Source organism: Paenibacillus eucommiae (assembly GCF_017874215.1).
GTDB lineage: Bacteria > Bacillota > Bacilli > Paenibacillales > NBRC-103111 > Paenibacillus_AI > Paenibacillus_AI eucommiae.
This window is the reverse complement of record NZ_JAGGLB010000026.1, coordinates 14,986-38,898: the sequence shown is the minus strand read 5'-3', so window position 1 is coordinate 38,898 and position 23,913 is coordinate 14,986. Positions and strand designations below refer to the sequence as shown.

At 44.9% G+C, this 23,913-nt stretch carries 14 protein-coding genes; 3 read left to right on the top strand and 11 right to left on the bottom strand.

Annotated features, from left to right (window positions below; translation table 11 throughout):
• Positions 1 to 880 precede the first annotated feature (880 nt).
• The 9 genes from J2Z66_RS29540 to J2Z66_RS29500 form a co-directional block, all read right to left on the bottom strand.
• Positions 881 to 2,278: an S-layer homology domain-containing protein gene (locus J2Z66_RS29540; protein ID WP_245375945.1), complete on the bottom strand. Its 1,398-nt coding sequence runs from the start codon at positions 2,276 to 2,278 to the stop codon at positions 881 to 883.
• Positions 2,279 to 2,365: 87 nt separating this feature from the next.
• Positions 2,366 to 3,244 carry a carbohydrate ABC transporter permease gene (locus J2Z66_RS29535; protein ID WP_209976354.1) on the bottom strand — a complete coding sequence of 293 codons (879 nt, stop codon included), beginning with the start codon at positions 3,242 to 3,244 and terminating at the stop codon, positions 2,366 to 2,368.
• Between the two features lie 18 nt (positions 3,245 to 3,262).
• Positions 3,263 to 4,162 carry an ABC transporter permease gene (locus J2Z66_RS29530; RefSeq protein WP_312894831.1) on the bottom strand — a complete coding sequence of 300 codons (900 nt, stop codon included), beginning with the start codon at positions 4,160 to 4,162 and terminating at the stop codon, positions 3,263 to 3,265.
• A 76-nt stretch (positions 4,163 to 4,238) separates the two neighbouring features.
• A complete protein-coding gene (locus J2Z66_RS29525) occupies positions 4,239 to 5,945 on the bottom strand; it encodes an extracellular solute-binding protein (protein WP_209976353.1) in 1,707 nt (568 codons plus the stop codon).
• A 147-nt stretch (positions 5,946 to 6,092) separates the two neighbouring features.
• Positions 6,093 to 7,064, bottom strand: a complete 972-nt coding sequence (locus J2Z66_RS29520; protein ID WP_209976352.1) for an aldo/keto reductase — start codon at positions 7,062 to 7,064, stop codon at positions 6,093 to 6,095.
• A 61-nt stretch (positions 7,065 to 7,125) separates the two neighbouring features.
• Positions 7,126 to 10,965 carry an S-layer homology domain-containing protein gene (locus tag J2Z66_RS29515; protein WP_209976351.1) on the bottom strand — a complete coding sequence of 1,280 codons (3,840 nt, stop codon included), beginning with the start codon at positions 10,963 to 10,965 and terminating at the stop codon, positions 7,126 to 7,128.
• Positions 10,966 to 11,037: 72 nt separating this feature from the next.
• Entirely contained in the window at positions 11,038 to 12,207 is a 1,170-nt protein-coding gene (locus J2Z66_RS29510) for a Gfo/Idh/MocA family protein (protein WP_209976350.1), read from the bottom strand.
• Between the two features lie 134 nt (positions 12,208 to 12,341).
• Positions 12,342 to 14,303, bottom strand: a complete 1,962-nt coding sequence (locus tag J2Z66_RS29505; RefSeq protein ID WP_209976349.1) for a putative phage tail protein — start codon at positions 14,301 to 14,303, stop codon at positions 12,342 to 12,344.
• A gap of 250 nt (positions 14,304 to 14,553) precedes the next feature.
• On the bottom strand, positions 14,554 to 16,248 hold the full coding sequence (locus tag J2Z66_RS29500) for an extracellular solute-binding protein (RefSeq protein WP_209976348.1): 1,695 nt from the start codon (positions 16,246 to 16,248) through the stop codon (positions 14,554 to 14,556).
• A gap of 185 nt (positions 16,249 to 16,433) precedes the next feature.
• On the opposite strand from J2Z66_RS29500, the gene J2Z66_RS29495 reads away from it, so the two are divergent.
• From J2Z66_RS29495 to J2Z66_RS29485, 3 genes are all read left to right on the top strand, one after another.
• On the top strand, positions 16,434 to 18,164 hold the full coding sequence (locus tag J2Z66_RS29495) for a sensor histidine kinase (RefSeq protein WP_209976347.1): 1,731 nt from the start codon (positions 16,434 to 16,436) through the stop codon (positions 18,162 to 18,164).
• Complete coding sequence (locus J2Z66_RS29490) at positions 18,157 to 19,800, top strand: response regulator transcription factor (RefSeq protein WP_209976346.1); 1,644 nt, start codon at positions 18,157 to 18,159, stop codon at positions 19,798 to 19,800. The genes J2Z66_RS29495 and J2Z66_RS29490 overlap by 8 nt, the downstream gene beginning before the upstream one ends.
• 214 nt (positions 19,801 to 20,014) lie before the next feature.
• Entirely contained in the window at positions 20,015 to 21,457 is a 1,443-nt protein-coding gene (locus J2Z66_RS29485) for a hypothetical protein (RefSeq protein WP_209976345.1), read from the top strand.
• 329 nt (positions 21,458 to 21,786) lie between these two features.
• Here the strand turns inward: J2Z66_RS29485 and J2Z66_RS29480 are convergent, their stop codons facing one another.
• Together J2Z66_RS29480 and J2Z66_RS29475 are read right to left on the bottom strand one after the other, a co-directional pair.
• On the bottom strand, positions 21,787 to 23,100 hold the full coding sequence (locus J2Z66_RS29480) for a hypothetical protein (protein WP_209976344.1): 1,314 nt from the start codon (positions 23,098 to 23,100) through the stop codon (positions 21,787 to 21,789).
• Positions 23,097 to 23,870, bottom strand: a complete 774-nt coding sequence (locus J2Z66_RS29475) for a glycoside hydrolase family protein (protein ID WP_209976343.1) — start codon at positions 23,868 to 23,870, stop codon at positions 23,097 to 23,099. Before J2Z66_RS29475 ends, J2Z66_RS29480 begins: the two co-directional genes overlap by 4 nt.
• Positions 23,871 to 23,913: the final 43 nt, after the last annotated feature.

Genomic DNA, 23,913 nt, shown 5'->3' with positions numbered 1-23,913 from the left:
GATACAGAATCCGTATATCACAACGACGGAAGATATCTTCCAGATACGGAAAGGTCCTGTCTCTAACGGTCACCGCTGACCTTTAGAGGCTGTTTTTTACATATTTACGATTCTAATGGACATCCGCGACCATTAGAAGGCGGTTTTCCCCACAATCGCCCCCTTTTCAGCCTGTAAGGGACATCCGTGACCGTTACACTCTCATTTCGCTGCATTTCCGCTTCTAACGGACTGCGGTGACCATTAGCGCACGTATTACCCTCGCCGATATGAAAATAGCTATGACAAGTACCGGGCCGCTATAAAGTTGGCATTTTCGTAGAATTTAACCGCCATCGAAGGTTAGCTTGACTGTCAAGCACTGATTATTAGGTTGAGCCTAAATATAACAACAATATTTCTTTTTGCATCTTACATTCTAGCAGCTTTGCGTCTCACACTTTTCTATATCTTTCATCATGATAACGATTTAATAATAACAAGAATTCAAGTTATCGTAACTGCATAAACCCAATCGGATATTGCACATTCCGAATCAGGAGAGGTTAGCGAAAAACAAAGCAGCTCAAGATCACCAAGCAGAAGCAAATGGCGGTATAATTAGGCAGCACATACCTCCAGGAGGAAAAGCTTCGAATGTAAATGATCTCCTGCATCCTGGTACGTCAATCCTTTCTCAAAAAAAAAACAGATGAGAATACTAGGAAAAAAATCCGGCAAAATAGTAGGCCGCAGCTTTGCTTTCGAACATGTTGACCCCCTGCTTCCGATGATTCCGCATCCTAGGTTGTTACTCTAGTATACAAAAAGGTACCACAGCCCGCACACTTTTTTTCAAAGTGTCCAGTCTATTGGTACCAAGTTTACAATCGCATTAAATTTATTTATTTAAAAGTCTATAGATTACAACAGCTGCCTGTGCACGAGTGGAATCCGCATTGGGATTGAACTTATTGCCTTCTTCACCGATGATAATGCCTTCACTTGCAGCCAAGGCTACCCCTGCCTTAAGTGAAGCATTAACAGTTGCAGCATCAACAAATCCTTTCAGAGCTGCGTCCACGTCTGCCACGCTCTTTGCAGTTCCGGTTAGTGTAAGAGCTCTTGCAGCCATTGTGGCCATTTCAGCACGAGTGATTTGACCGTTAGGATCAAACACGCCTTCTGCACGTCCATTTACAATACCATGCTTAACTGCAGAAGCTACATACATCTTGAACCAATCGGAGGCTTTAACATCTTTAAAGCTTTCCGTTGCAGCCTCATCTTCAAGACCAAACGTTTTAACGATCATTTTTGCGAATTCAGCACGTGTCACTTTACCGTTTGGTACGAATAAATTCGCTTCTCGTCCTTCGAGAATTCCTTTGGCTGCAGCTACTTGAATTTGTCTTCCTGCCCATTGTTGTACCGGTGCAGTATCACCAAACGTAGTTTTGTTTTCTACAACTGTGTAAGTAGAGAACGAATTCTGTGTAGCTTCCAGGTGCTCATCTTTATATTTACCTACGAGGATGATAAGTTTATCGTCAACAATCTTAGCTAGTGTCAGCAGTTCTATATCGATCATGAAGCTATTAGTTATAGGGATCATTAATCGAATCGGCTTAGTAAATTTACTAACAATGGCTCCACTTGATCTATGTTTAAATTCAAATTTATAGACATCTGATACGATTGTTTTATTCGTAGCTACCGTCTTATCTTGTTTAGTGATAACCAGAATCATGTCATCCGAAAATTCAGTTGAGCTTATGGACATTTCAAGCGCGCGCAGCCCGTTAAGTATGTCTAGCGTTGCTATACCATTATCTTTCAAAGCTGCGAATAATTCTTTGGGAAGCGGAATTTCTGTTGTTTTGGCAATTATTGTACCCAAATCAAGCCTGAATTCTGCCTTGACACCCACTGCATTTGGATCCAAACTCTTCAGGGTTTCGTTAAGAGCATTAACTTGCTTGTTAATCTCTGCGATTTGCTTGACTAAATCGCCAACGTTCAACTTTAGTGTTGCTTTATCGCCAACAATGGTAATGGCCTTGGACACGTCGATAATGGCCATTTTCTTAACGGCTTCTTCAGCCTGGGTCCGAGCTGCCGCTAACAATTCCGCTTTCTTCTCAGGGGTTTCATCCTTTAATTGATCTGCATCGGCGAACGCTACACCCGTGCTAAAACCAAGCTGACTTGCCACCTCCTTCTTACTTAAAGGAAGTCCTGTTGCAGCTCCGAACAATAAGCTCGCAGCCATAGTCGTAACTACTATTTTCTTTTTCATTTTCACTCTAACCTTCACCTCATCAAATCATATTTGGTTTTGCTAATTTATAGCGTTACCCTACCAAATTGCACAGGTCGTATTACCTCAGCCTTTCACGCTTCCTAATACAATTCCTTTCACAAAATACCTTTGCAAAAATGGATATACCGCAATGATCGGAACCATCCCAATTATAATCTGAGCTGTTTTGACTGTTTCCGTGGTAATGTTCTTTACATCCGTAAAGTTAGACACCCTGCTCATATCCGGTTTGGTAATAATGGTTTGCAAATACGTCTGAAGTGGATAATGCTCCGCTCTGTTCATATAGATCAATCCGTCAAACCAGGAATTCCAATGGCCAACCATCGTGAATAAAGAAATCGTTGCCAAGGAAGGCAGCGACAGTGGCAGGTAAATACGGAACAAAGTCGTCCAGTGGTCTGCACCGTCAACAAACGCAGATTCACCCAATTCTTTCGGCAACCCCCGAAAAAAGTTCAACATAAGTGTTATATTAAATACTTGAACAGCACCTGGAAGCACAAGCGCCCAAATTGTATCCATCAAACCGTATGACCGCACTATGATATAAGTAGGAATAAGTCCTCCGCCAAACAACATCGTCGTCACAAAAAACCAGGCATAGAACGTCCGTGGCCGAAACTGTGCAGATTCCTTAGAGAGCGGATAGGCTGTAAGTATGGTTAATAAAGTACTTATAGATAAACCCAAAATAATCCTCTGAACGGATACTAAAAACGCTCTGCCAAATTTAGGTTCATTGATTACATATATATAGGCATCCATGGTGAATTCAATCGGCCATAACGCAATTTTGCCAGCGCTTGCAGCAGCAGGACTGCTTAATGAAAATGCCAAAACATGAACAATGGGAAGTAAACACACAATGCCAAGCAAGGTCATGGCAGCGCTAATTATAATGTTTGCTATTTGTTGTGAACGATTTGCTCTCGATCCCATCTTTAATCCCTCTTTTATTTAAAAAATTCTATACCCCGCAAGGCGATAAGCAAGCCAATAAGAAATCCCGATTAAAGCTGCGGCAATAACTGATTTTACTAGCCCCACGGCTGTTGCGACCCCATACTGGGCATCAACAAAACCAATCCTGTAAAGCATCGTATCGATAATATCTCCGGAATCATATACGGATGGGCTGTAAAGCATAAATACTTGCTCAAATCCGGCATTAAGAATGCCACCCAAGTTTAATACTCCAAGCAGTACAATAATCGGGGTAATGCCAGGCAGTGTGACATGCAGCGTCTGTTTCCAACGATTTGCCCCATCGATATAGGCAGCTTCATAGATCGAGGGATCTATGGAGGTCAAAGCAGCCATATAAATAATGGTGGCGAAGCCAAATTCCTTCCAAACATCCGTGAATACAAGCGTGAATGGAAACCAGGTATTGCTGCCCAGAAAAAAAATCGGTGGCAAACCCAGCCCCGTAATAATCCTGTTGATAAATCCATTCTCGACAGACAGAATATCTATCAGGATGCCTCCCAGAATGACCCATGAAAGGAAATGAGGTAAATAAATCAACGTTTGGACAGTTCTTACCAGCACTTTCTTTTTGATTTCGTTAAGTAATAAAGAAACAACGATCGGCACAATAAAACCAACAATGATTTTCATCACAGCGATAAATACGGTGTTGTATACAACTTGATAAATATCCGGCATATTAAGCATATAAATAAAATTATCAAACCCCACCCAGGTTGATTTGAAAAAACCTCTGTTAGGGATGAACCTTTGAAAAGCAATAACAATCCCGGCAATGGGCATGTACGAGAACAATATGACCAATATAGTAGCAGGAATTAACATGACATGAAGCTGCAAGTTCATTCTCCAGTGTTTTGAGTTCACCTTACATTTACCTCCTAAATCAACATCTCAAAAAAAGAAGGGAGACATCCGGTATTTCCGCTGCCCCCCTGGACATCTAGTTGTTCAGTTCTTTGGTAATCTCATCCCCGCCTTGCTTTTTCCAATCAGCTACAAACTTGTCAAAATCAGCTTCTCCTGCTTCACCAAGGATGATTTTGGTGTAAAGCACTTCTTCCATCTTGGTAAGTGTCGGCATTTTTTGTGACATGGTAGGCGTAGAAGCTACTTTAAGTGGTGTCGTGATCGTCAGGTTATTCGTAAAGTAATAATCCAATACTTCGGCCCCGCTATTAGGAGTCCCGACGATCCCTTGATACATCCATCCGGTTTTAATTTCTTGTTTGTTGGTTTCTTTGGGGTTTTTCAAATAAGTATAAATCCCTTTCAGATAACCATATTCGTTATTGGTCATTATAGATTTATCAGGTTGTTCATTGGCGAGCATCGCAGCTTTAACCCTTCGGTGTTCATTGATCTGCGTCATGGGAGAACTGAATGCAAGAATCAGATATTGCCAGGGCGAAACTCCAGCTTCTTGATATGGCTTATTATGCGCTTCCTTTTCCTCATCCGTTCTCGTGTCTGGCTTTATATAATAGTTTGCTAATTTAATAACGACTTCCGGATGTTTAAAGCCCTTTTTCACTACCCAGAACATTCCAGCAGTGGGACCCACAAACGCTTTAGCTGGTTCGCTGTCGGCAGATGGCATCGGATAAGCACTTAGTTTGGCATCTGGATGATTGGTGATCAAATCCATAATGCCACCGACAGAGGGATATGCGAAGTGAGTGTATATCATCCCTAACTTCCCGGCAACGAATGCCTCATTAATTTTACTTTCATCCTTCACTCCAAATTCCTTATCAATAAGTCCCTCTTTATACATTTCAGCCAGTTTTAATACGGCAGCTTTCGTTTCCGGCTGGATGCCTCCATAGACAATTTTACCGTTGCTGTCGCTGATCCACTGAAACGGATACGCATGAAAGCCGTTGAAGAAACCATTTAACTGACCCAGTTCTTTGGAGACGCCTAGCCCGTATGTCCCTTGAACCCCATCCGGATTATTTTTGACAAATTCCGAAGCGATGTGGATTAATTCATCCATCGTCTTAGGTGGTTGCAAGCCCAGCTTCTCTAACCAATCCTGGCGGAGCCATAACACGTTCGAGGTCCAGAATCCCTGTGAAGTTTCTGGAAAGCCATACATTTTACCATCTATTGTGGCTGCATTAATGGCATACCCACCATCCTCGGTCACTATTTTTTTCGTAGCCTCGCCTGCATATTTCTTATATACTTCCGTCAGGTCCTCGATCATACCGGCTTCCACTAAATTTCTCAATTGAAGTCCGTCCACCCTAAATACATCCGGAATATTGCCTGAAGAAATAATTACATTTGATTTGGCAGGATATTGACTTGAAGGTACAACCCATTCATTGATTAATTTGACTCCCAATTCCTTCTCGTAATCGTCATAAACCTCATTTTTATCAATGGTCTGACCGGGTAAAAACTTGTAGTCATCATTAATTCTGCCAATCCTCACTTCAATAGGTGGATCATATTTGCCGAGTGGATCAATAACTTCATTCACATTCCCATCAGGTGTATTCGTAGCCGTTGTTGTTGATTGAACTTCCTTTGTTTCTTTTGGGTCACCCGTTTCTTTACTGCCACATGCACTCAATACCGAAGTCATAACCATGATGATTAGTAAAAAAACAATTAAATATTTACTTCTTTTTACTATCAATCGAAGCTCCCCCAATCAATTATTATATACAACTCGAGTGTATATATTTACTTTAAGTGAAACAGTAGTCCTGAACAAGGGCAAATACTTGTCATGTTATGCACTCTATTGCTCACTATGATAAAGCTGTCTGCGCTTTTCTTTCAGCTACATTTCTAAATATCGGACTGCTGAAGCATCAAGAATTACATCCCCTGCCAGACAGCTTTCTTCCAATTGTTTGATATTACTCGCCCCAATGATCGGAAAGACTGGAAACCCATGTTGCGACGAGGACAAATAAGCTAATGAGATGACAGAAGGAGGTTTATCCAGCTGTCGCGATAACTCCATAACCCTATCCAGTCTATCAAAATTGAGATCGTTAAAATAATTCTCTACAATTGCTGGTTTGTTTGGCAGCTCGTCCTTGCGGTATTGGCCGCTGAAAAAACCGTTTGCCTGTGAACTATACGGGACTACTGCCAAATTCTTTTGTTCATGGTAATGCCTAGTCTTGTCGTCCATCGAAACTATTGTTGGATCAGACAAGAAAACAGCCTGATTCGGTTCAGCCAGGCTCCACATTATCTGACTAGCGCAAAATTGATGCTTGCCATGATTAACTGCGTAAAGACGTGCCTCTTCAATTCGCTTTGTTGTCCAATTCGAACAAGCAAAAAAACGGATCTTACCTGCTCGTACCTGCTCATCTAGCACGTCAATAATACCCTCAACCGGCTTTGTCGGGTCATCACGATGCAGCCAATATAAATCGATGACATCCGTTTCAAGGTTACGCAGGCTTTGCTCCAGATCAGACAGGATATCTTCCCGCGATAGCCTGAAGAAATATCGCGGATCGGTCGATGGACAAGCACCCTTTGTTCCGACAATGATGTCCCCTCTGTTTTTTCGAGTCTTCAGCCATTTTCCAATCGTTTTTTCGCTGATACCTTTGATCTCACAAGCCCAGTCTGCATAATTAAGCGATGTATCTATAAAATTCCCACCCGCGTTAACGAATGAATCCAACAGTTTAAATGATTCCGTCTCGTTAATTGAACTACCGAACGGAGCAGTACCCAAACAAATGACAGAAGCGTGCAAATTAGTAGCAGGAATCATTTTTAGTATCATTCATAAAACCTCCTCAGATTCGTTACCGATTCACCAGATCTACACCCCTGTTAAAAATTAATTAGTTCAACCCTAAGAAATTACGGATAGCTTGGGCCGCTTCAGCCCGGGTGGTTATTCCCGCCGGGACAAACTCATTAGCCGTGCGTCCCTGAATAAGATGAAGAGCGGCAGCCGCTCTGACAGCATCTAAAGCCCAAGGCGATACTTTCGATTCATCTTTAAACGGAGTGCTTGGATACATTTCTAATTGTGTGCCTTTCATCCTTTTGTAAGCCCGTATCAGCATCGTAACCATTTCCTGACGTGTAATCCGGGCATCCGGATCGAATCTTGTATCATCTCTACCTGTGACAATACCTGCTTGAACCGCAATAGCTACCGGCTTTGTATACCAAGTATTTGCAGGTACATCCTTAAATGTTATTTCTCCTATGGAATTCAGATTCAGAGCCCTCACGATTAATGCCGTAAATTCGGCGCGGGTAATCGTTCTTTGCGGCTCGAATTCAGTAGCACTAGTACCGCTAACAATATGCTGGGCGGTAAGTTCAAGAATCGTATTGGCAGCCCAATGCGTAGATGGTACGTCGATAAAGTTCTTTTTGAATTCCAGCACAGCATAAGGACTGAAATGATTGATTTCGGCCTTTATTTGGCCTCCTCTATAGCTTCCTCTGATAAATTCCAATGCACCATTCTTAGCAATATTGTATATCCCAGCTAATTGTGGATTTACAGACTTATCAACTTTCATACTCATCATGATAGGCTTGTCAAATGTCATTAGTTTGAATTCTTTGCCAGCTTTCGTGACAAGTAACAAGCTTAGATCATATACTTTGCCGGAAAGGCTGATTAGTGCTTGACTGGAAGCTGAGGCTTTTGTCATGAGTTCATCTGTTTCCGATTTGGACAAAGGATTCATGTTAATCACTATGCTGCTGTCCATCAATACCTCGGAATTCACTTGATCGATAAGCTGCTTAAGCAATTCCTCCGGTATTATAAGCGTGATTGTATCCGATATCAGTTCCAGTTGACTCCCTTTCAGTAGTTCAACTGCATCGGTAGGAAGAACAATCTGGGTAATATCTGCGGCAATTTGAATCGTTATGTTATCCTTGCCAGCGGGTTTCTTTAAATCACCCGGTTTCACCACAAGAACCCCGGATTTCTCAACAGCAGCGCCGCTGTTTCCGTTATTCCTGCTGTTGCTGTTGCTGCTGCCATTTCCGCTACTATTTCCATTACCATCGTCAGGATTAACTCCGCTCGCGGCGTCACGATGAATCTCTAACAGGTAGGTTTTCGTCAAGCCTCCCTCGGCAATGACGGTAACGGGCAGTTCATTCACTCCCACATTCAGGCTCACGGGTATCGATGTTCCGCTGCCGTACACTTGCCCTGCAACCGAGATCGATGAAGTTGGTTCATAGGTTGCAGCTGTAACACTCAAGCTCGTAACTTCATTACCTACATGCACTTTATAGGAAGTGATGGCAGGGCTGAACGTTGGTTCAAGAGCGCCCGTGCTAACCGTCAACCCACTCAAATCAGCATTTTGTATGGGTAATACTGGATCCTTTTTTCCCCTGACGACGAAGTTATCGATCGGCTGACCCGTCACATTACTGGAAATGACCATAAAACCGGCATATCGAATATCCGGCACAAAATTGTTCAAACTATAATGATCAACAACCATGTCATCATTTAACCAAGCGGTTACCGACTTCCCGGCAGCATCATAGGTGAGTTTCAATTTGTTCATTCCACCCGGAATGAAAGAAGCGGACATCCCTTGACCAATCATATGAGCTGCTCCATTGACATAAACCTGGTAGGAACCATTTCCATATAGTAACATCCATACTTGACCCTTGGACCAGAACTCAGAATTTTCTTTATTTAACCCTATGGCCATCCATCCATCACTCTGAACATCCGGGCCAACATCTGCTTCGACACTCACTTGGTACACTTCCGGTATAAATGGTACATTAGCTTGGAACACCCCCACACTTTCAGACTTGACGAACTGTTCTCCGTCCTTTTCTGCAAAAGCATACGCTCCATCATAAGGATAACTAATATAAGTAGTTTCCCAATTCACATTTCCAATTTCAGCCTGTTTGCCATTTAACGAGCTGCCAACCGAACGCTTGACACCATCGATGGAGAATGTGTCTGAGATAGCAACGAGCTCAGGATCACTCCCATGTACAAGATCCGGCGAATATTCAAAGTAATCCAATAAAAACGCGTTATTTTGTTCTGTAATTTTTATTTTAATCTCATGATTTCCAGTAGTTAAAGCAACTTCAGGAAGCGTAGCCTTTTGAAACGTTTGGTAGGAACCTGTATTCGGTAATGTCACTGTCCCCTTAGAAATCTCATCAACGATCAATTCGACAATTGCCGAATGATCCAGGGTAGCCACAGAAAAATCAAAATGATAGTTACCCCCCGTTGAAACATCGATTTCATAGGCCATCCACTGTCCTGCTTGCGTTTCTCCAAGAGCATGGCCATTGGAATACAGCGTACCAGGAGACGAGTATATACCTACATCGTCATTCCTGTAAGTATTGGAGTTTCCTGAAACCGGTATGTGATAACCTTGACCACTTCCACCCGATTTATACTCCTCAGCTTCTACCTTTTGTGCAAAGCTCTCTTCAAGCTGGGAACTAACCACATAATTCTGGCTATCCGTAATATTGAAATAGTAAGCCGTGGCGCCATTAGGGATATTGGCACTTATCTTTTTATCAGCTGAATGAACAGTGGCTTCAATGGATTTCCATATCCGATTTGTATATTCTCCTCTGTCCGTCGTATAGAACAGGGCAGCGCTTGTAACCGTTGGGACGCCAGAATAATTGACCCATGTCTCGCTCCCAGTCTTTCTTTGCGGTGTAATAGATAGGAGCGATTGTCCATCCTTCACTATAGAGTCGGCATAAGCCACAAACTCGGGTGTATGCCATGAAGTCGCATGATCATGCGTCCAATAAGGAATCAATCGCAAAGTGTTTGTACCTTGTGCCATTCTACTCGTTTTTCTCCAACTGTCCAGATAAAAAGCTGAATCGTTCGTTCCAGTTGCCCAGAACATTGGAATTTGAGCTTGACTAATATACTGGCGCATATCGAAATTTTCAATCCAGGCATTGAGATCGGCTTCCGGAAGGGCTTTCAACACATCTCGCCAAACAGAACCCTCTAAATAATAGCCCGAAGCATAGACAGGCATTGCAAAAGCAAGACGATCATCTATTCCAGCAACAATCCCCGTTGTATAACCGCCCCATGAAACCCCCATGACGCCGATTTTAGAGGGATCCACGTTGGAATCAACTGAAAGAATTGAAATTGCTTTCATAACGTCAGCAACAGAATGATACCCCCACATATCCTTGAGGTGGGCCAGATCTTCGAAAACAGAGGTATTCGTCTGGGCTGGACCGCCATCCACTAATCTGGTACCTCCGGGTCCGTTGCCCATGAGATCCAAGGCGATGGCAACATATCCCTCTTCGGCCCATTGTGCCGCCCATTCCTCATAGGCTGCTCCACCACCCCCATGTGCAAGAACAATGGCCGGCAACTGGCCGCTCACATTTTTTGGAATCGCATAATAGGCGAATACCCGGGTCGAATTGCCCTGATAAGGCTCACCGGAAAAATATATCTCCTTCATGGTATAGGTTGCATGTTCCGTTGAATTACCCCATTGAATTGCAGGAGCCTGAGATAATGCCGTTACATCCCATGGTCCCGTGTAAGTCTCATCTATCGGGTTACATGCGCTCGCATATACCCTAACAACAGCTAACTGCGGAACAATGGATATAAAAATAAATAAGATGATGAATACAACTTTGGAGGATTTCATTTAAATTCAGCTCCTCTTATCCATTATTGTGAAACCATTTACTCACCCGCTTACCGCTGCCCATTCATCTTGCTATCCCTCCTCCCTTGGCCATTGGATCGCTTGAAAGGTGCTTGTTTCTGCAGATTGTTTCGCCTTCAGACAAACAAGTACACTGGAGAGTCCTGCTTCAAGCGGAGCCACGGAAACATCCGTTTTCCCCTGCATAATCGCGGCAAAGTTACGCATTAAGGCATAGTCGCCTCCACCGTGTCCCCCTGCTATTGCCGCCGAATCGATGGAATACGTTTCCACTCGGGGCGTATGGTGCATATAAACCTTGACTTCATCCGTGTACCAATCGAATTCCACTGTGCCTTTGTAGCCCATAAAGCGGGCACCACGCTGTGCAGCTTTTTTGCGCACAAAAAAGTTTTGCGAATAACTGGCATGCATGCCGGATTCATATTGCAAGAGGGCGCTGCCGGAATCTTCGTTTCCAGTATCGACGGCAAACCCGCAATAGTCTCCGAAACGGTTCTCACCTGCCAAGCTTAAGTTTTGCGGGCTTTCCGGGCACGTTTCCTGCTCTGTGCAATCGGCGCATTTCAGGCCGGCCGGCTTATCCCCTTTGAAAATGCGATTGGACGTCATGGCGGATACTAGAACCGGAGTGCTCCCTAAAACATAATTGATATAGTCGAAATCATGCGTCGCCTTCTGAAGAAAAAGCCCGCCTGTTTCCATCTCGTCCCGATACCACCCGTGGAAATAAATCGAGCCGTAGGGAACGTTGTTAACCGCCTGTATATGCTCAACCGTTCCGATCTTACCGGAGTCAATAATCTCCTTAACAAGCCGCACGTGTGAAGTAACACGCAAAGGAAAGGAGACGATAACCTGGCTGTTCGATTTCCGGTAAGCATCACGCAGCTTGACCAGATCGTCCATCGTAGTCGCAACCGGTTTCTCTAGGTATAATGGAATCCCGGCAGCCAACACCTTAATCGCCATCGGCGTGTGCTGGGAGCATCTCGTTCCGACACAAACGCCGTCGAGCCCGCCCGAAGCGAGCATGTCGTCTGCACTACTATAGAAGCGAATTCCGGATATATCCACCCCCTCCAACAAGAGATTTTGCTGAATTTCCACATATCTCACATCTGCAATCGCCGTAATTTTGCAGGCTGGATCCTGCTCCTGCAATATCGTCAAAAGCCTTCTTATTTGAACCCCGTAACCGATCACACCCACATTAGTCATTACTCTTTCCTCCTACCCTTGGATAAGCCCTTTGGCTATCCGCATTCAGCCCCACCTGCAGTAGGAGGGACTGAATGCGGATAGATACCTTCACATTTTCATCAACGCGTTGTGTGTCACGATGAATGGCGACCTCAGAAATTACGGGATTTCTCAACCAAAATACCGTTAAGTGTTTCCTGGAGCACAAGCAAACCATTTGTTATAAGCGTTGCATCTGCTGAGCCCTTAAGAGCAACAATGCCTCCATTCACAATGGTTGATGATTCTGCCGCATAATTGATGAAGCTGACCTGTTGGCCGGCTGCTGGATTGATAATTGATGAGGTCGTTGTGGTCCCCGTATAGCCAAAAAGTGTATTGATGTCGTATCGCTCAAGATCAAGCGTTGCGGGCAAGCCGGTCAACATGATCCGGTCTCGCGCAATAAAGGCATCTGCTTTGCATGCTGCATTATGATGTTTGTAAAACTTCGGCACAAAATATTCATTGTCGCCAAGAGTAATCGGCGCTATAGCGGAGGCGCTAAATACAAGGAAGCCATCCGTCTTATCGGCGAATGTGCTGTTGAAGGCAAAAAAACGATTATCTCTTACCCGGGATGGTGAGCCATTGCTGCTGTTTGCAATGCCGTAAAAATTCGTGCTTGTACCATTGTCGATCCACATGACCTCGTTGTTTACGAAGGTAGTGCCGGATAAAAGGATGGAATATTGATCCATATATACCTGTTCGAAAAAGCAACCATCAACGAGGCATGACGACGAATAAGTAAATGACAACATATTCGACGATTTGCCGTTCTGTGTCTGACGGAATGAACATTGCCGGAGGTTGATCTTTACGCCAGTGGCGGTCATGAACGGCTCCACAGACGTTTCTGCAATACCGAAATGCGAAGCTACCCCCTGAACGCTGTTCGGTGCGAACATACATGCGTTGAAATCGATGTGGGTAGAACCATTGTTAATGATAATCTGCGAGTATCGGGAGTATCTGTTCAGAAGCGTTATGTTGTCAGACGGATACTCGCTGACTTCGAAGTGGCCACCGTTGAATGTAATATCGTGGCTGCCACTGATATGCAACATGTAAGGGGTGATCTCGATATGCAGTCGGTCGAAATGGACCGAGTTGCAGTTATTCAGAAGATAGAGTGAGGGGTAGACGTTCTCCTTGCCGCATTCGATGATGCCGAGCGCGCGGATATGCATGTCCTGGATATAGTCGCAGGTCACGCCATATTGCCCAAATCCCTCAACAGTAATGGAATCGATCAGGCCATCCCAACCCTGATTAAGGAGATAAATTCCAGAACCATTGATACCAGCCCCAAAGACGCGAAAATTACAAAGTTGACCGCCGCGCCGGTATCCCCCGGGTGTGTTCCCGAATTTGAAGCAATAATCCCCGGCAACCGTGGAGAGGAAGGTAACGGCTGGCACGCCTAGCCGATAGTCTGGCGTTTCAGATGGACTAATCGCCTCGCCAATCACCGTGATAGTGTAGGCGGTAGTAACAGGAGACGTAATTTTGTACGTGCCTGATGGTACATAGAGAGCACGGTTATTCGTCTCACACCATGTCATCGCCGCCTGCGTCGCTGCGGTGTCATCTGCAACCCCATCGCCCTTTGCACCGAACTGCCTCAGACTGACCATGCCAGTGGCAGAGAGCTTCCAGCGGCCTCCATCAGCAGCTACGATCACAGTACCGCCATTATCGGAACTCGTCGTGTCGGTCGAGTCGTAGTTGTAGTTGCCGCCGCCACCATCCCCGGACGAATAATAGCCTGTCACGTAGGCGTATGTATTATTGACCTTCGTCAGCGCCCTTAGTGCTGAAATCGACGTGACTACTTTTAAGACATTTGATGGAGCTGCCGAAGCTGTTCCTGCAAATCCGTTTAATCCCATCCCGGCGACGGCGGCGGTGGCCCCTGCTATCCCCAGTGCACTCAATAATTTCCTTCGGCTCATCACCGATGGATTTGCTGGCCTATCACTAGTGTCCTGATAAGTCAGGTTCAATGCATCAATGTCAGCGCTTTCAGCCACCTTTACGTCTGCCCTGGAACCATCATTAGAAATTTTCATCTGCAAAAACATCTCCTCTATTTTCTATTTTATGTGGAGGCTTAAGCCGTTAAGCTTTAGCCGATACACCTTACTAACTCTCCGAACATAGTCTTCTTTTCTGGCTCCGTAGCATCGCTATTGTCGGTAGCAGAAATAAATACGCTTTCATGTTGAACCTAGCGGACGTATGTTGTGTCATGCCATCGTCCTATCCTTAAGATTATAGCAATGGGGGGGATCCCCCCTGCTTGCTCTTCTGCCAAGACATCTAGTTGTTCAATTCCTTAGTAATCTCATCCCCGCCTTGCTTTTTCCAATCGGCTACAAACTTATCAAAATCAGCTGCTCCTGCTTCACCAAGGATGATTTTGGTGTAGAGCACTTCTTCCATCTTGTTCAGTGTCGGCATTTTTTGTGACATGGTAGGCGTAGAAGCTACTTTAAGTGGTGTCGTGATCGTCAGGTTATTCGTAAAGTAATAATCCAATACTTCGGCCCCGCTATTAGGAGTCCCGAAGATCCCTTGATACATCCACCCGGTTTTAATTTCCGTTTTTTTGGTATCTTTGGGATTCTTTAAGTAATCATAAATCCCTTTCAAATAAAAATATTCATCACTGGTATTTGCATATTTATCTATTGGTTCTTTGACAAGCATCGCAGCTTTAACCCTTCGGTGTTGATTGATTTGATGCATCGGCGAACTGAATGCCAGAATCGAATATGGATAATACATAATACCTGTTTCTTCATTTGTCCCATATTCCGGCTTAGGGTTCACCATCCAATGCTCCGTAAACATATTTGCTAATTTAATAACGACTTCCGGATGCTTAAATCCTTTTTTCACTACCCAGAACGCTCCAGCAGTGGGACCTACAAACGCTTTAGCTGGTTCGCTGTCGGCAGATGGCATCGGATAAGCGCTTAGTTTGGCATCTGGATGATTGGCGATCAAATCCATCATGCCACCGACAGATGGATATGCGAAGTGAGTATATATCATCCCTAACTTCCCGGCAACGAATGCCTCATTAATTTTACTTTCATCCTTCACTCCAAATTCCTTATCAATAAGTCCCTCTTTATACATTTCAGCCAGTTTTAATACGGCAGCTTTCGTTTCCGGCTGGATGCCTCCATAGGCAATTTTACCGTTGCTGTCGCTGATCCATTGAAACGGATACGCGTGAAAGCCGTTAAAGAAACCATTTAACTGACCCAGTTCTTTGGAGACGCCTAGCCCGTATGTCCCTTGAACCCCATCCGGATTGTTCTTAACAAACTCCGAAGCGATGTGAATTAATTCATCCATCGTCTTAGGTGGCTGCAAACCTAGCTTCTCCAACCAATCCTGACGGAGCCATAACACGTTCGAGGTCCAGAATCCCTGTGAAGTTTCTGGAAAGCCATACATTTTACCATCTATCGTGGCTGCATGAACGGCATAACCACCATCCTCGGCCACTGTCTTTTTCGTAGCATCGCTTGCATATTTCTTATATACTTCCGTCAGGTCCTCGATCATACCAGCTTCCACTAAATTTCTCAGTTGAATTCCGTCCACCCTAAATAGATCCGGAATATTGCCTGAAGAAATAATTACATTTGATTTAGCAGCATATTGATTTGAAGGTACAACCCATTCATTGATTAATTTAACTCCCAATTGCTTCTCGTAAAAGTCATAAACCAGATTGTTATCGATGGACTGTCCAGGTTCAAACTTGAGGTTGTCAGCACTTCTGCCAATCTTCACTTCAATAGGTGTCTCATATTTACCGAGTGGATCAACAGCTTCATTCACATTCCCAGCAGGAGTATTGGTGGCAGATGTTGAATGAGCTTCCTTTGTTTCTTTCGGGTCATTCGTTCCTTTACTGCCACATGCACTCAACACCGAGGTCATAACCATGATGATTAGCAAAAAAACAATCAAATATTTACCTCTTTTTACTTTCAATCGATGCTCCCCCAATCCATTATCATCTACAGCTCGAATTGTATATATTTACTTTAAGTGAAGCAGCATGCCTGAACAAGGGCAAATACTTGTCATGTTATGCACTCTGTTGCTATCTGTTGCTATCTATTGCTCTTTTTTTCCATTCAAAGTATGATGAAATTCAAATGAAGGGGGCCTTGGTTATGATAAAGATGTCTGCGCTTTTTCCTTTCAGATACGGAATTTTCCTAAAGCTTTTGACAACCTTTCTGCTTATATGTATTCCTGTCTACTTAATCAGCTCATTGATGAGTAAATCCGGAGTTGAACTCATTCGCCAGCAAATTCTTGTACTGATGGAGCAAAAGTCTGACTTCTTCGTTTCTTCCATGGATTCGGAATTAAAGCGCGTCTTTCAGCTGCAAGAAGACTTTCTTAAGGATCCGGATTTGCAGGTTATTAGCATACGTTCAGATACGTTAAGGCCTTATGAACGAACAAAAACGATTAACGACCTTCATTCCAAGCTGTTCACACTCTCGGTATCAAGTCGATATATTAAAGAGGCATTTATTATCATGCCGAACATCCAGAGACGTTTATCCTCGCTTACAGGCCTGACGGAAATGAATTCAAAAGAGCTGAACGATTTTCTTACAAAAAAGCCCTCAGCCTCCGGCTTAGTTGCTTTCGATGAGCGGATTTATTTCCCCATGGGCTTTCCTTACCTCACCAAAAGTCAATTTTTGTTAGTGATCGAATTGTCTGTTGATAAGATCAGTGAAGAGCTGGCCGACCCTAACGCGATAGGAAATGGTACCTCTTATATTATGGGCAGTGAAAATAGCACTTCTTTTATTATTTCTCCAAATGATGCTACTGCCGAGAACATACAGTTTATTCAACAAACCGCATCTATGCAGGATACCATGTTTAAAAAGGATAATAAAAACTATCTTCGCTTCACAAAACCATTTACATTTACCGATTGGTCCTTTGTAACCGTTGTTGAAGGAGACCAAATGCTACAGCCTGTATATTCGTTTAAAATATGGTTGTCCGTACTCTATGCGATTTCCATATTTGTCGTTCTCATCGTATCGCTGTTATTACTGCGCTTCATTCACAAACCGCTGCGCAAATTAATGCAAGCTTTCAAAATGGTCGAGATCGGCCAATTTGATATTAACCTCCAACACCGCAACAAGGACGAATTTCATTATTTATACCAGCAATTCAATCAGATGACGGGAAAGCTGAAAATACTCGTTCAGCAAGTGTACGAGCAGACGATCCGCAGCCAGAAGGCCGAGCTGAAACAGCTGCAGTCACAGGTGAATCCGCATTTTTTATATAATAGTCTGTATATTTTGTACCGGATGGCTCAAGAAGAGGATTTCGAAGGCGTATCGGCGATGTCCAAGCATTTAGGTGATTATTTCAAATTTATTACGCAAAATAAAGCTGATTTCATCCCACTGGACAAAGAGCTCCAGCACGCCAAAGTGTATACCTCCATCCAGCAGATCAGATTCGGCAGTAGAATCGCGTTTCATTTTGCTGAAGATGGTCCCTTGAATGCATGGGAAGTGCCCAGGTTAATTATCCAGCCTTTTCTGGAAAATGCTATTGTTCATGGACTTGAGGATACGTACAGCAATGGTCTTGTCAATGTCCGCGTCACCGCAGCCGCAGAGCACTTAACTGTCGAAATCGAGGACAACGGCAAGGGCGCCTCGCCTGAGCAGCTCATGAAATGGGAAGAACAAAGTACACTGGAGGATGAATTTGGCGATCACGCTTTGTGGAACGTACATCGCCGCCTGCAGCTGCGCTATGGCAGCAGCAGTGGAGTCAGGCTGCATACGAATCACTTGGGCGGACTCACCGCAACGCTGATTATCTTGATAGAAGGAGCGAACGAAGATGAATAACATTTTGCTTATTGACGACGAACCGGTTATTGTAGAAACTTTATTTAATATGCTATCAAGAATGGAACATTTGGAGCTGATCATCTGGAAAGCTGGTTCTGCTCCCGAGGGCATCGAGATTATGAAGAGCAACCGGATCGACATCCTGATTACGGATGTGCGTATGCCAGGCATGTCAGGACTTGAGCTAATCAAGCATGTGCAGAAGCAGTGGAGCCGCTGTAAAGTCATATTTTTGTCCGGCTATTCGGATTACGAATATTTGCAAACCGCTCTGCGGGAGAACGCCTTTGATTATTTGCTGAAGCCCATTGAGGATGAAGTGATTGTGGAAACGGTCCAGCGGGTGATTGCGGAGATTGCGTCCGACCTGCAGCTGCAGGATATTATGGTACAGTCGGAGCTGCAGCTGCAGAAAGCGCACTATTTGCTGCATAAGGATTTTTTCGAAAATTTATTGTTCGGCGTCCCTCTGACACCGGAGTCCATTGCCGGATACGTGCAAACGCTGCAAATTCCCCTTGATCCGGAGCAGGACATCATCCTTATGATCGGGAGAGCTGACCGCTGGCCACAGGACTTTCAGCTGAAGGACAAGCTGCTGCTGCAGTATGCTGTCAACAATATTGTCGAGGAATATTTGCGTGGGTCTTGCAGAATCGCCGCATTTATCGGGGATCGCCATGTAGTTTGGCTGATTCAGGCCCCCCCTTCTCAGCTTGATAGCCAAGATAGCAGCCACCTGCAATGGTACATTAACGAGCTGCTTGAGAAAATACAGCAATCCATCCAGCAGTATTTGCACCTGCCTGTCTCCTTTGTTCTCTCTAAACCCAATGTGGGCTGGCAGCAAATCCATCATACTTACAAAGAAATGGGCGACTGGCTACAGCGTGGCATCGGGCTTGATGAAGGCATCATCCTCGCCCAGCAGGCAAGCAGCATCCTTTCACAGTACAGTGAGCAGGAGCTTTTACCACAGGACATCAAAAGAAACATAAACCAGCTAACTAACCTGCTAGAATCCGGAGATAAAGTAACCTTTCACCATACACTGACCAACTTTTTCCACCATATGCAGAAAGCTGTTTTTCTTGATTTTACCCTGCAGTTGGAAATATTCGCGCACCTGACCGCCATGTTCCTATCCTACATGAACGCACGGAAAATAACGCAAAGCATCGGTGAGCAGCTTGATTTAAAGCTTCTTGCCAACTATGGCATGTTCGCCAATTGGCCTGCTTTTGAAGATTATTGCTCGCGCCTGGCTGTCCTGCTGTTCTCCTATGCTGAGGGTGAGAAGAAGGATCAGAAAAAAGATATTATCGATAAAGTGGACGCCTATATCATTAAATCATTGCATGAAAACACGTCCCTTGACCATCTGGCCAAAGTATTTCATCTCAGTCCCTACTATTTGTCACGGCTTTATCATGCAGAAAAAGGAATATCTCTATCGGAAAGAATGAAGCTGCTTAAGCTTGCCCGGGCCAAAGAGCTGCTGCTAGTGGAGGGGATCAAAATTCAGGAAGTGGCACTGGAGCTCGGCTTCTATAATGTCTCTTATTTTACTAAGTTTTTCAAAAAAAACATGGGGATATCTCCTCAGGAGTATAAACAGAATAATACGATATGACCTAATAATGATTACATAAAATCCATTGGATGGGCCACGACCATCTTTTCATTCCAAATTGATTATAATAGACATCATATTTTTATATTGGACGCGGATGCTTTCGCATTTTAAAATAAGGGAATAAAGTAAATATTATAACTAAGTAAACACACTGTTTAAAACTCACTACGTGTGGCCTGTAGGATATATTTTCTAAATGGAGGAGATTTGCTTGAGCAATCACTTATATATCGGCAGCAGCGAGGTCGACGTGACTCCCGATAAGAGCGTCATTCTTGGCGGAGCCACTATTAGCGGCAAAATCCGCGTCGATGCAATTAAAGATCCCTTATATGCGAAAACATTAATCATCCGTTCCAATCAGCGTCAGCTATGCATCATATCACTTGATCTGCTAATGATCACCAAGCGTTACGTGGAGCTTATTCGCGATGAAGCTGAAAGACGCTGGGGATTTGAGCGTGATGCGATCATGATCCATGCTACACAAAATCATAAAAGTCCCTCACTGGGTCATTTCAAAATCAGTGATACTTATAAAGGAATTCCTGCAGACTTAGATTGGGTTCGTGGAGGAGACGAGGGCTTTCACGCCTATGCCTTCAAGCAAATTATTGACTCTATCGAGACCGCCTATCATTCCATGATTCCAGTAGAAATGGGAGCCGCTAGCGGCATAGAAGGACGGGTCGCCTTTAATCGCAGGATGATCATGCGCGATGGCTCCGCAAGCATGCCAAGCAAAAGCGGTCCCCCGCAGCCGCACAGCCGGTATTTGGAAGGTCCGATAGACCCGGAGCTCGGCGTTGTCTGTTTCCGGGAATTGCAGCAAATAGCAGCCTCTGGTGCAGAACAGGGATCAGATCGCGATCAAGACCTAAAGCAAGACTCTCAACCAAGTTCGCAGCAAATCCGAGCGCTGCTCCTAAGCTATACCTGCCATCCTGTACATGAGATCACTAAATTTTTCATTTCTGCGGATTGGCCTGGAGCTTTGTCGGATCAAATGAAGGAACGATTAGGTGGTCCGTGTACCCCACTTGTGCTCAACGGAGCTTGCGGCAATATTAATCCATGGGATCCCTACGCGGAGAAACCAAATGACGATGCCCAGTATACAGGAAATATACTTGCAGATACAGCATGCAAAGTCATAGAGGGGATTACTTTCTCCGACGAAGCGGTCCTGGACTGGAAAATCAAACGTATTCAGATTCCACTCCGACACATGGACGAGACGGAAGTCGCAAATGCGAAGCAATATTTGGCCGATAATCCGATTCCAAAGTGGCTGGACGAAGTTGTGCTGGACGACAAATGGGTGTACGCATCGGGCTTAGTGGATTTGTACGAGCAGTACGAGCGTCAGCCCTTGTACGATTATGAAGTTCAAGTTTTGCGTATTGGTGATGCGGCTTTTGTCGGCTTGCCCGGAGAGCCTTTTGCGGAAACCGGTATGGAAATCAAGCTGGCTTCGCCCGCATATCCCACATATATTGTTCACAATACGCAGTTCGCCGGGTACATTCCAACGAAGGAAGCATTCCCGCATGGCGGATACGAAACTACAACATCCAACTGGTCTAAATTCGTTCCTGAGGCTGCGGATATGATTGCTGCTGCTTCGCTGGAATTGCTGCGTGAATTGTTTTAAATTTGCCTCATGAAAAACGGAGAGGATCTGCTACTTTAACGATGTTTTTCATCGTTAAAAGCATCAGGTCCCCTCCACATCCTTACTTTAACGATGAAAAACATCGTTAAAATCCCTTTTAACCACCCTGAGAGGCCATCTGGCCTCTTTTAACGATGAAAATCATCATTAACGCGACGGATTGACCTGGAACACTTGCTTTAACGATGAAAAATATCGTTAAGTGGACACACCGGCACACCGACTGCTACTACATTGCTGCTTCCTCCCATTCTTCCTCCACGTCCCTTCCCTCTCAGCTGCAAATGGCAATAAGGAAAATCTGTCCCTTAACCAAACTTTTTGAGAAGCACTCCATAAGGAGTAGCGACACTAGTCATATAAACACCGTTCTGCCGGTAATTCCCGTCATGATGAATACATTCCCACGGTGCCCCTCCCCAGCCTTGCTTGCGATAATCTTCTTCCAACATACCGTCCACATAAGCCTCGAACATCTCCTGGGATGCATCAGGATCCGTCAAACTCAACGCATACATATACCAGCCTGCCGGTGTTCCCCAGTACGCACCGTTCTGATAGGTGTTGATCGGATATTCGGCCGTTTTCTTCTCCCAGACAGATTCCTTCGAGGCGTCGGCATCTGTCGGTACATGGCGCACATTGCCCTTCAGACAGGTCGTACCCTTGCGATAACCGTCCAGGATGGCTGCAAGCGCCGCTTCATAAGGCAGATCCTCCAGCAAATCCAAATAGATTGCATAGGCGGTTCCCCATACATCCGGTTGTCGGCCATACTCCGTTGCCGCAAGCAGCCAACCGGAATCACTCCCGAACACCAAGGGCACATGATGACGGATCTGCCGGGAAATCCGGATATACATCTCGGCTTGATCTGCCTGGCCGCACAGCTCCATAATTTCGGCCATTAAGATGGAGGAACGATATTTAAGCAGCGTGCTAAATAGCAGGCTTCCGGTCTGAATGATACTGTCCACGAAACCAAAGTTAACCGCCCGCGGCTTAAGCGCGGAATAGACAATACCCGTATCGGGTTCGGCAGCAGGCACAAGGAAAGCTCCCTCCAGCCGCTCCAACAGTGGAATTCCTTCCCACATCTCCATTAGAATTCTCTGATTACCTGTTGTCTTGATATAAAAATGGGCCATTTCAATAAAATAAAATTGATCGCAATAGGGCGGATGCTCTCCCCAGCCATTACCTGCCTGGTCGGTTCCCGGGCTATAGGTGCCCGGGTAAAAAACCGGCTGGCCATCAAGATTAATATGGTCTGCTACCGCAAAGGCCGGAACGACACCCTCGTCCAGTTCTATCGGAGTCCTTCCATTCTGTGTCGAAGCTGTCAGGCGAAGCATGCCGAGAAGTTCTTCGGCCGAAATCATTCCGCTGTCCAACGACATAGCAAAATCTCGAATCCAGAATGACGGATAACACGACCCGCCGCCAGGACGAATCAAGGTAATGCCTGTCGTATTCCTGACAGGCATCGAAGGCTGGCTCGCTGCAAGCTCCTCTCCGCCGGGCAGATCCAATAGGCTGACTTCAGGTTGAATACGTGAAGCCTCCACCACTTGCCTGGTCAAGACGCGCAGTTTATCCCACCTATCCGAATGCTGATTCATATTTCATCCTCCGATTTCAGCGGAATAACCATATTCCAGGTCACGCTATTAAACTCATAGGGGGCTGGTCCATTGCCCGTTGCCAGGAACAGGTGCGTAGGCTTTCCATTATGGAACAGCAGATTGGGACGCTCAAGATTATTCGGTGAGCTGATTGCAGCATCATCCCACAGAATCTTCGTACTGTAAGCCTTAGGCTCGGCGTGAATGTCCCAGTGGATACAATCCTGGCTCGTTGCATATACACCGGCTCCCCACTCTCCTGTTAATCCTCCGCATTCATTCTTATAATCATCCTTCACCAGCATATGGAACATCCCTTCGGAATACCAAATATAAGGATCCTCGACATGAAAATCAGGATTGTCAAAGCGCAGGATTGGATCGTCCTGCAGTCGTTCATACGGCCCTTCCGGCCGGGACGCCTTGGCGACTCCCAGCTTCAAGGTAGACATGGCGTACTCACGTGATTTATAGACCAAATACGTTGTACCGTCTGGCAAAATGACTGCAGATGGATTTGATGTAATTGTGCAATCCCAATGGCCTGGTTTTCGCGGTTCCAACAGGGGGAAATCCCGTCTCGTCCACGGGCCGAATACCGAAGGGGCTGTTGCCAGTCCAATCCGCTTGTTATTCCATACCTCCAACGCTCTTTCGGCTGATATTGCATCCCCCGCTCCCGGAATAGGCCCCCCATATGTCGTTCCAAAATAGAACAGATAGTACGTTCCATTCCAGTACTTAATGGAAGGATTATGCTGATTCAAGGCATCGAAATATTGGCGTTCTCTTCTCTTTAATACAACCTCA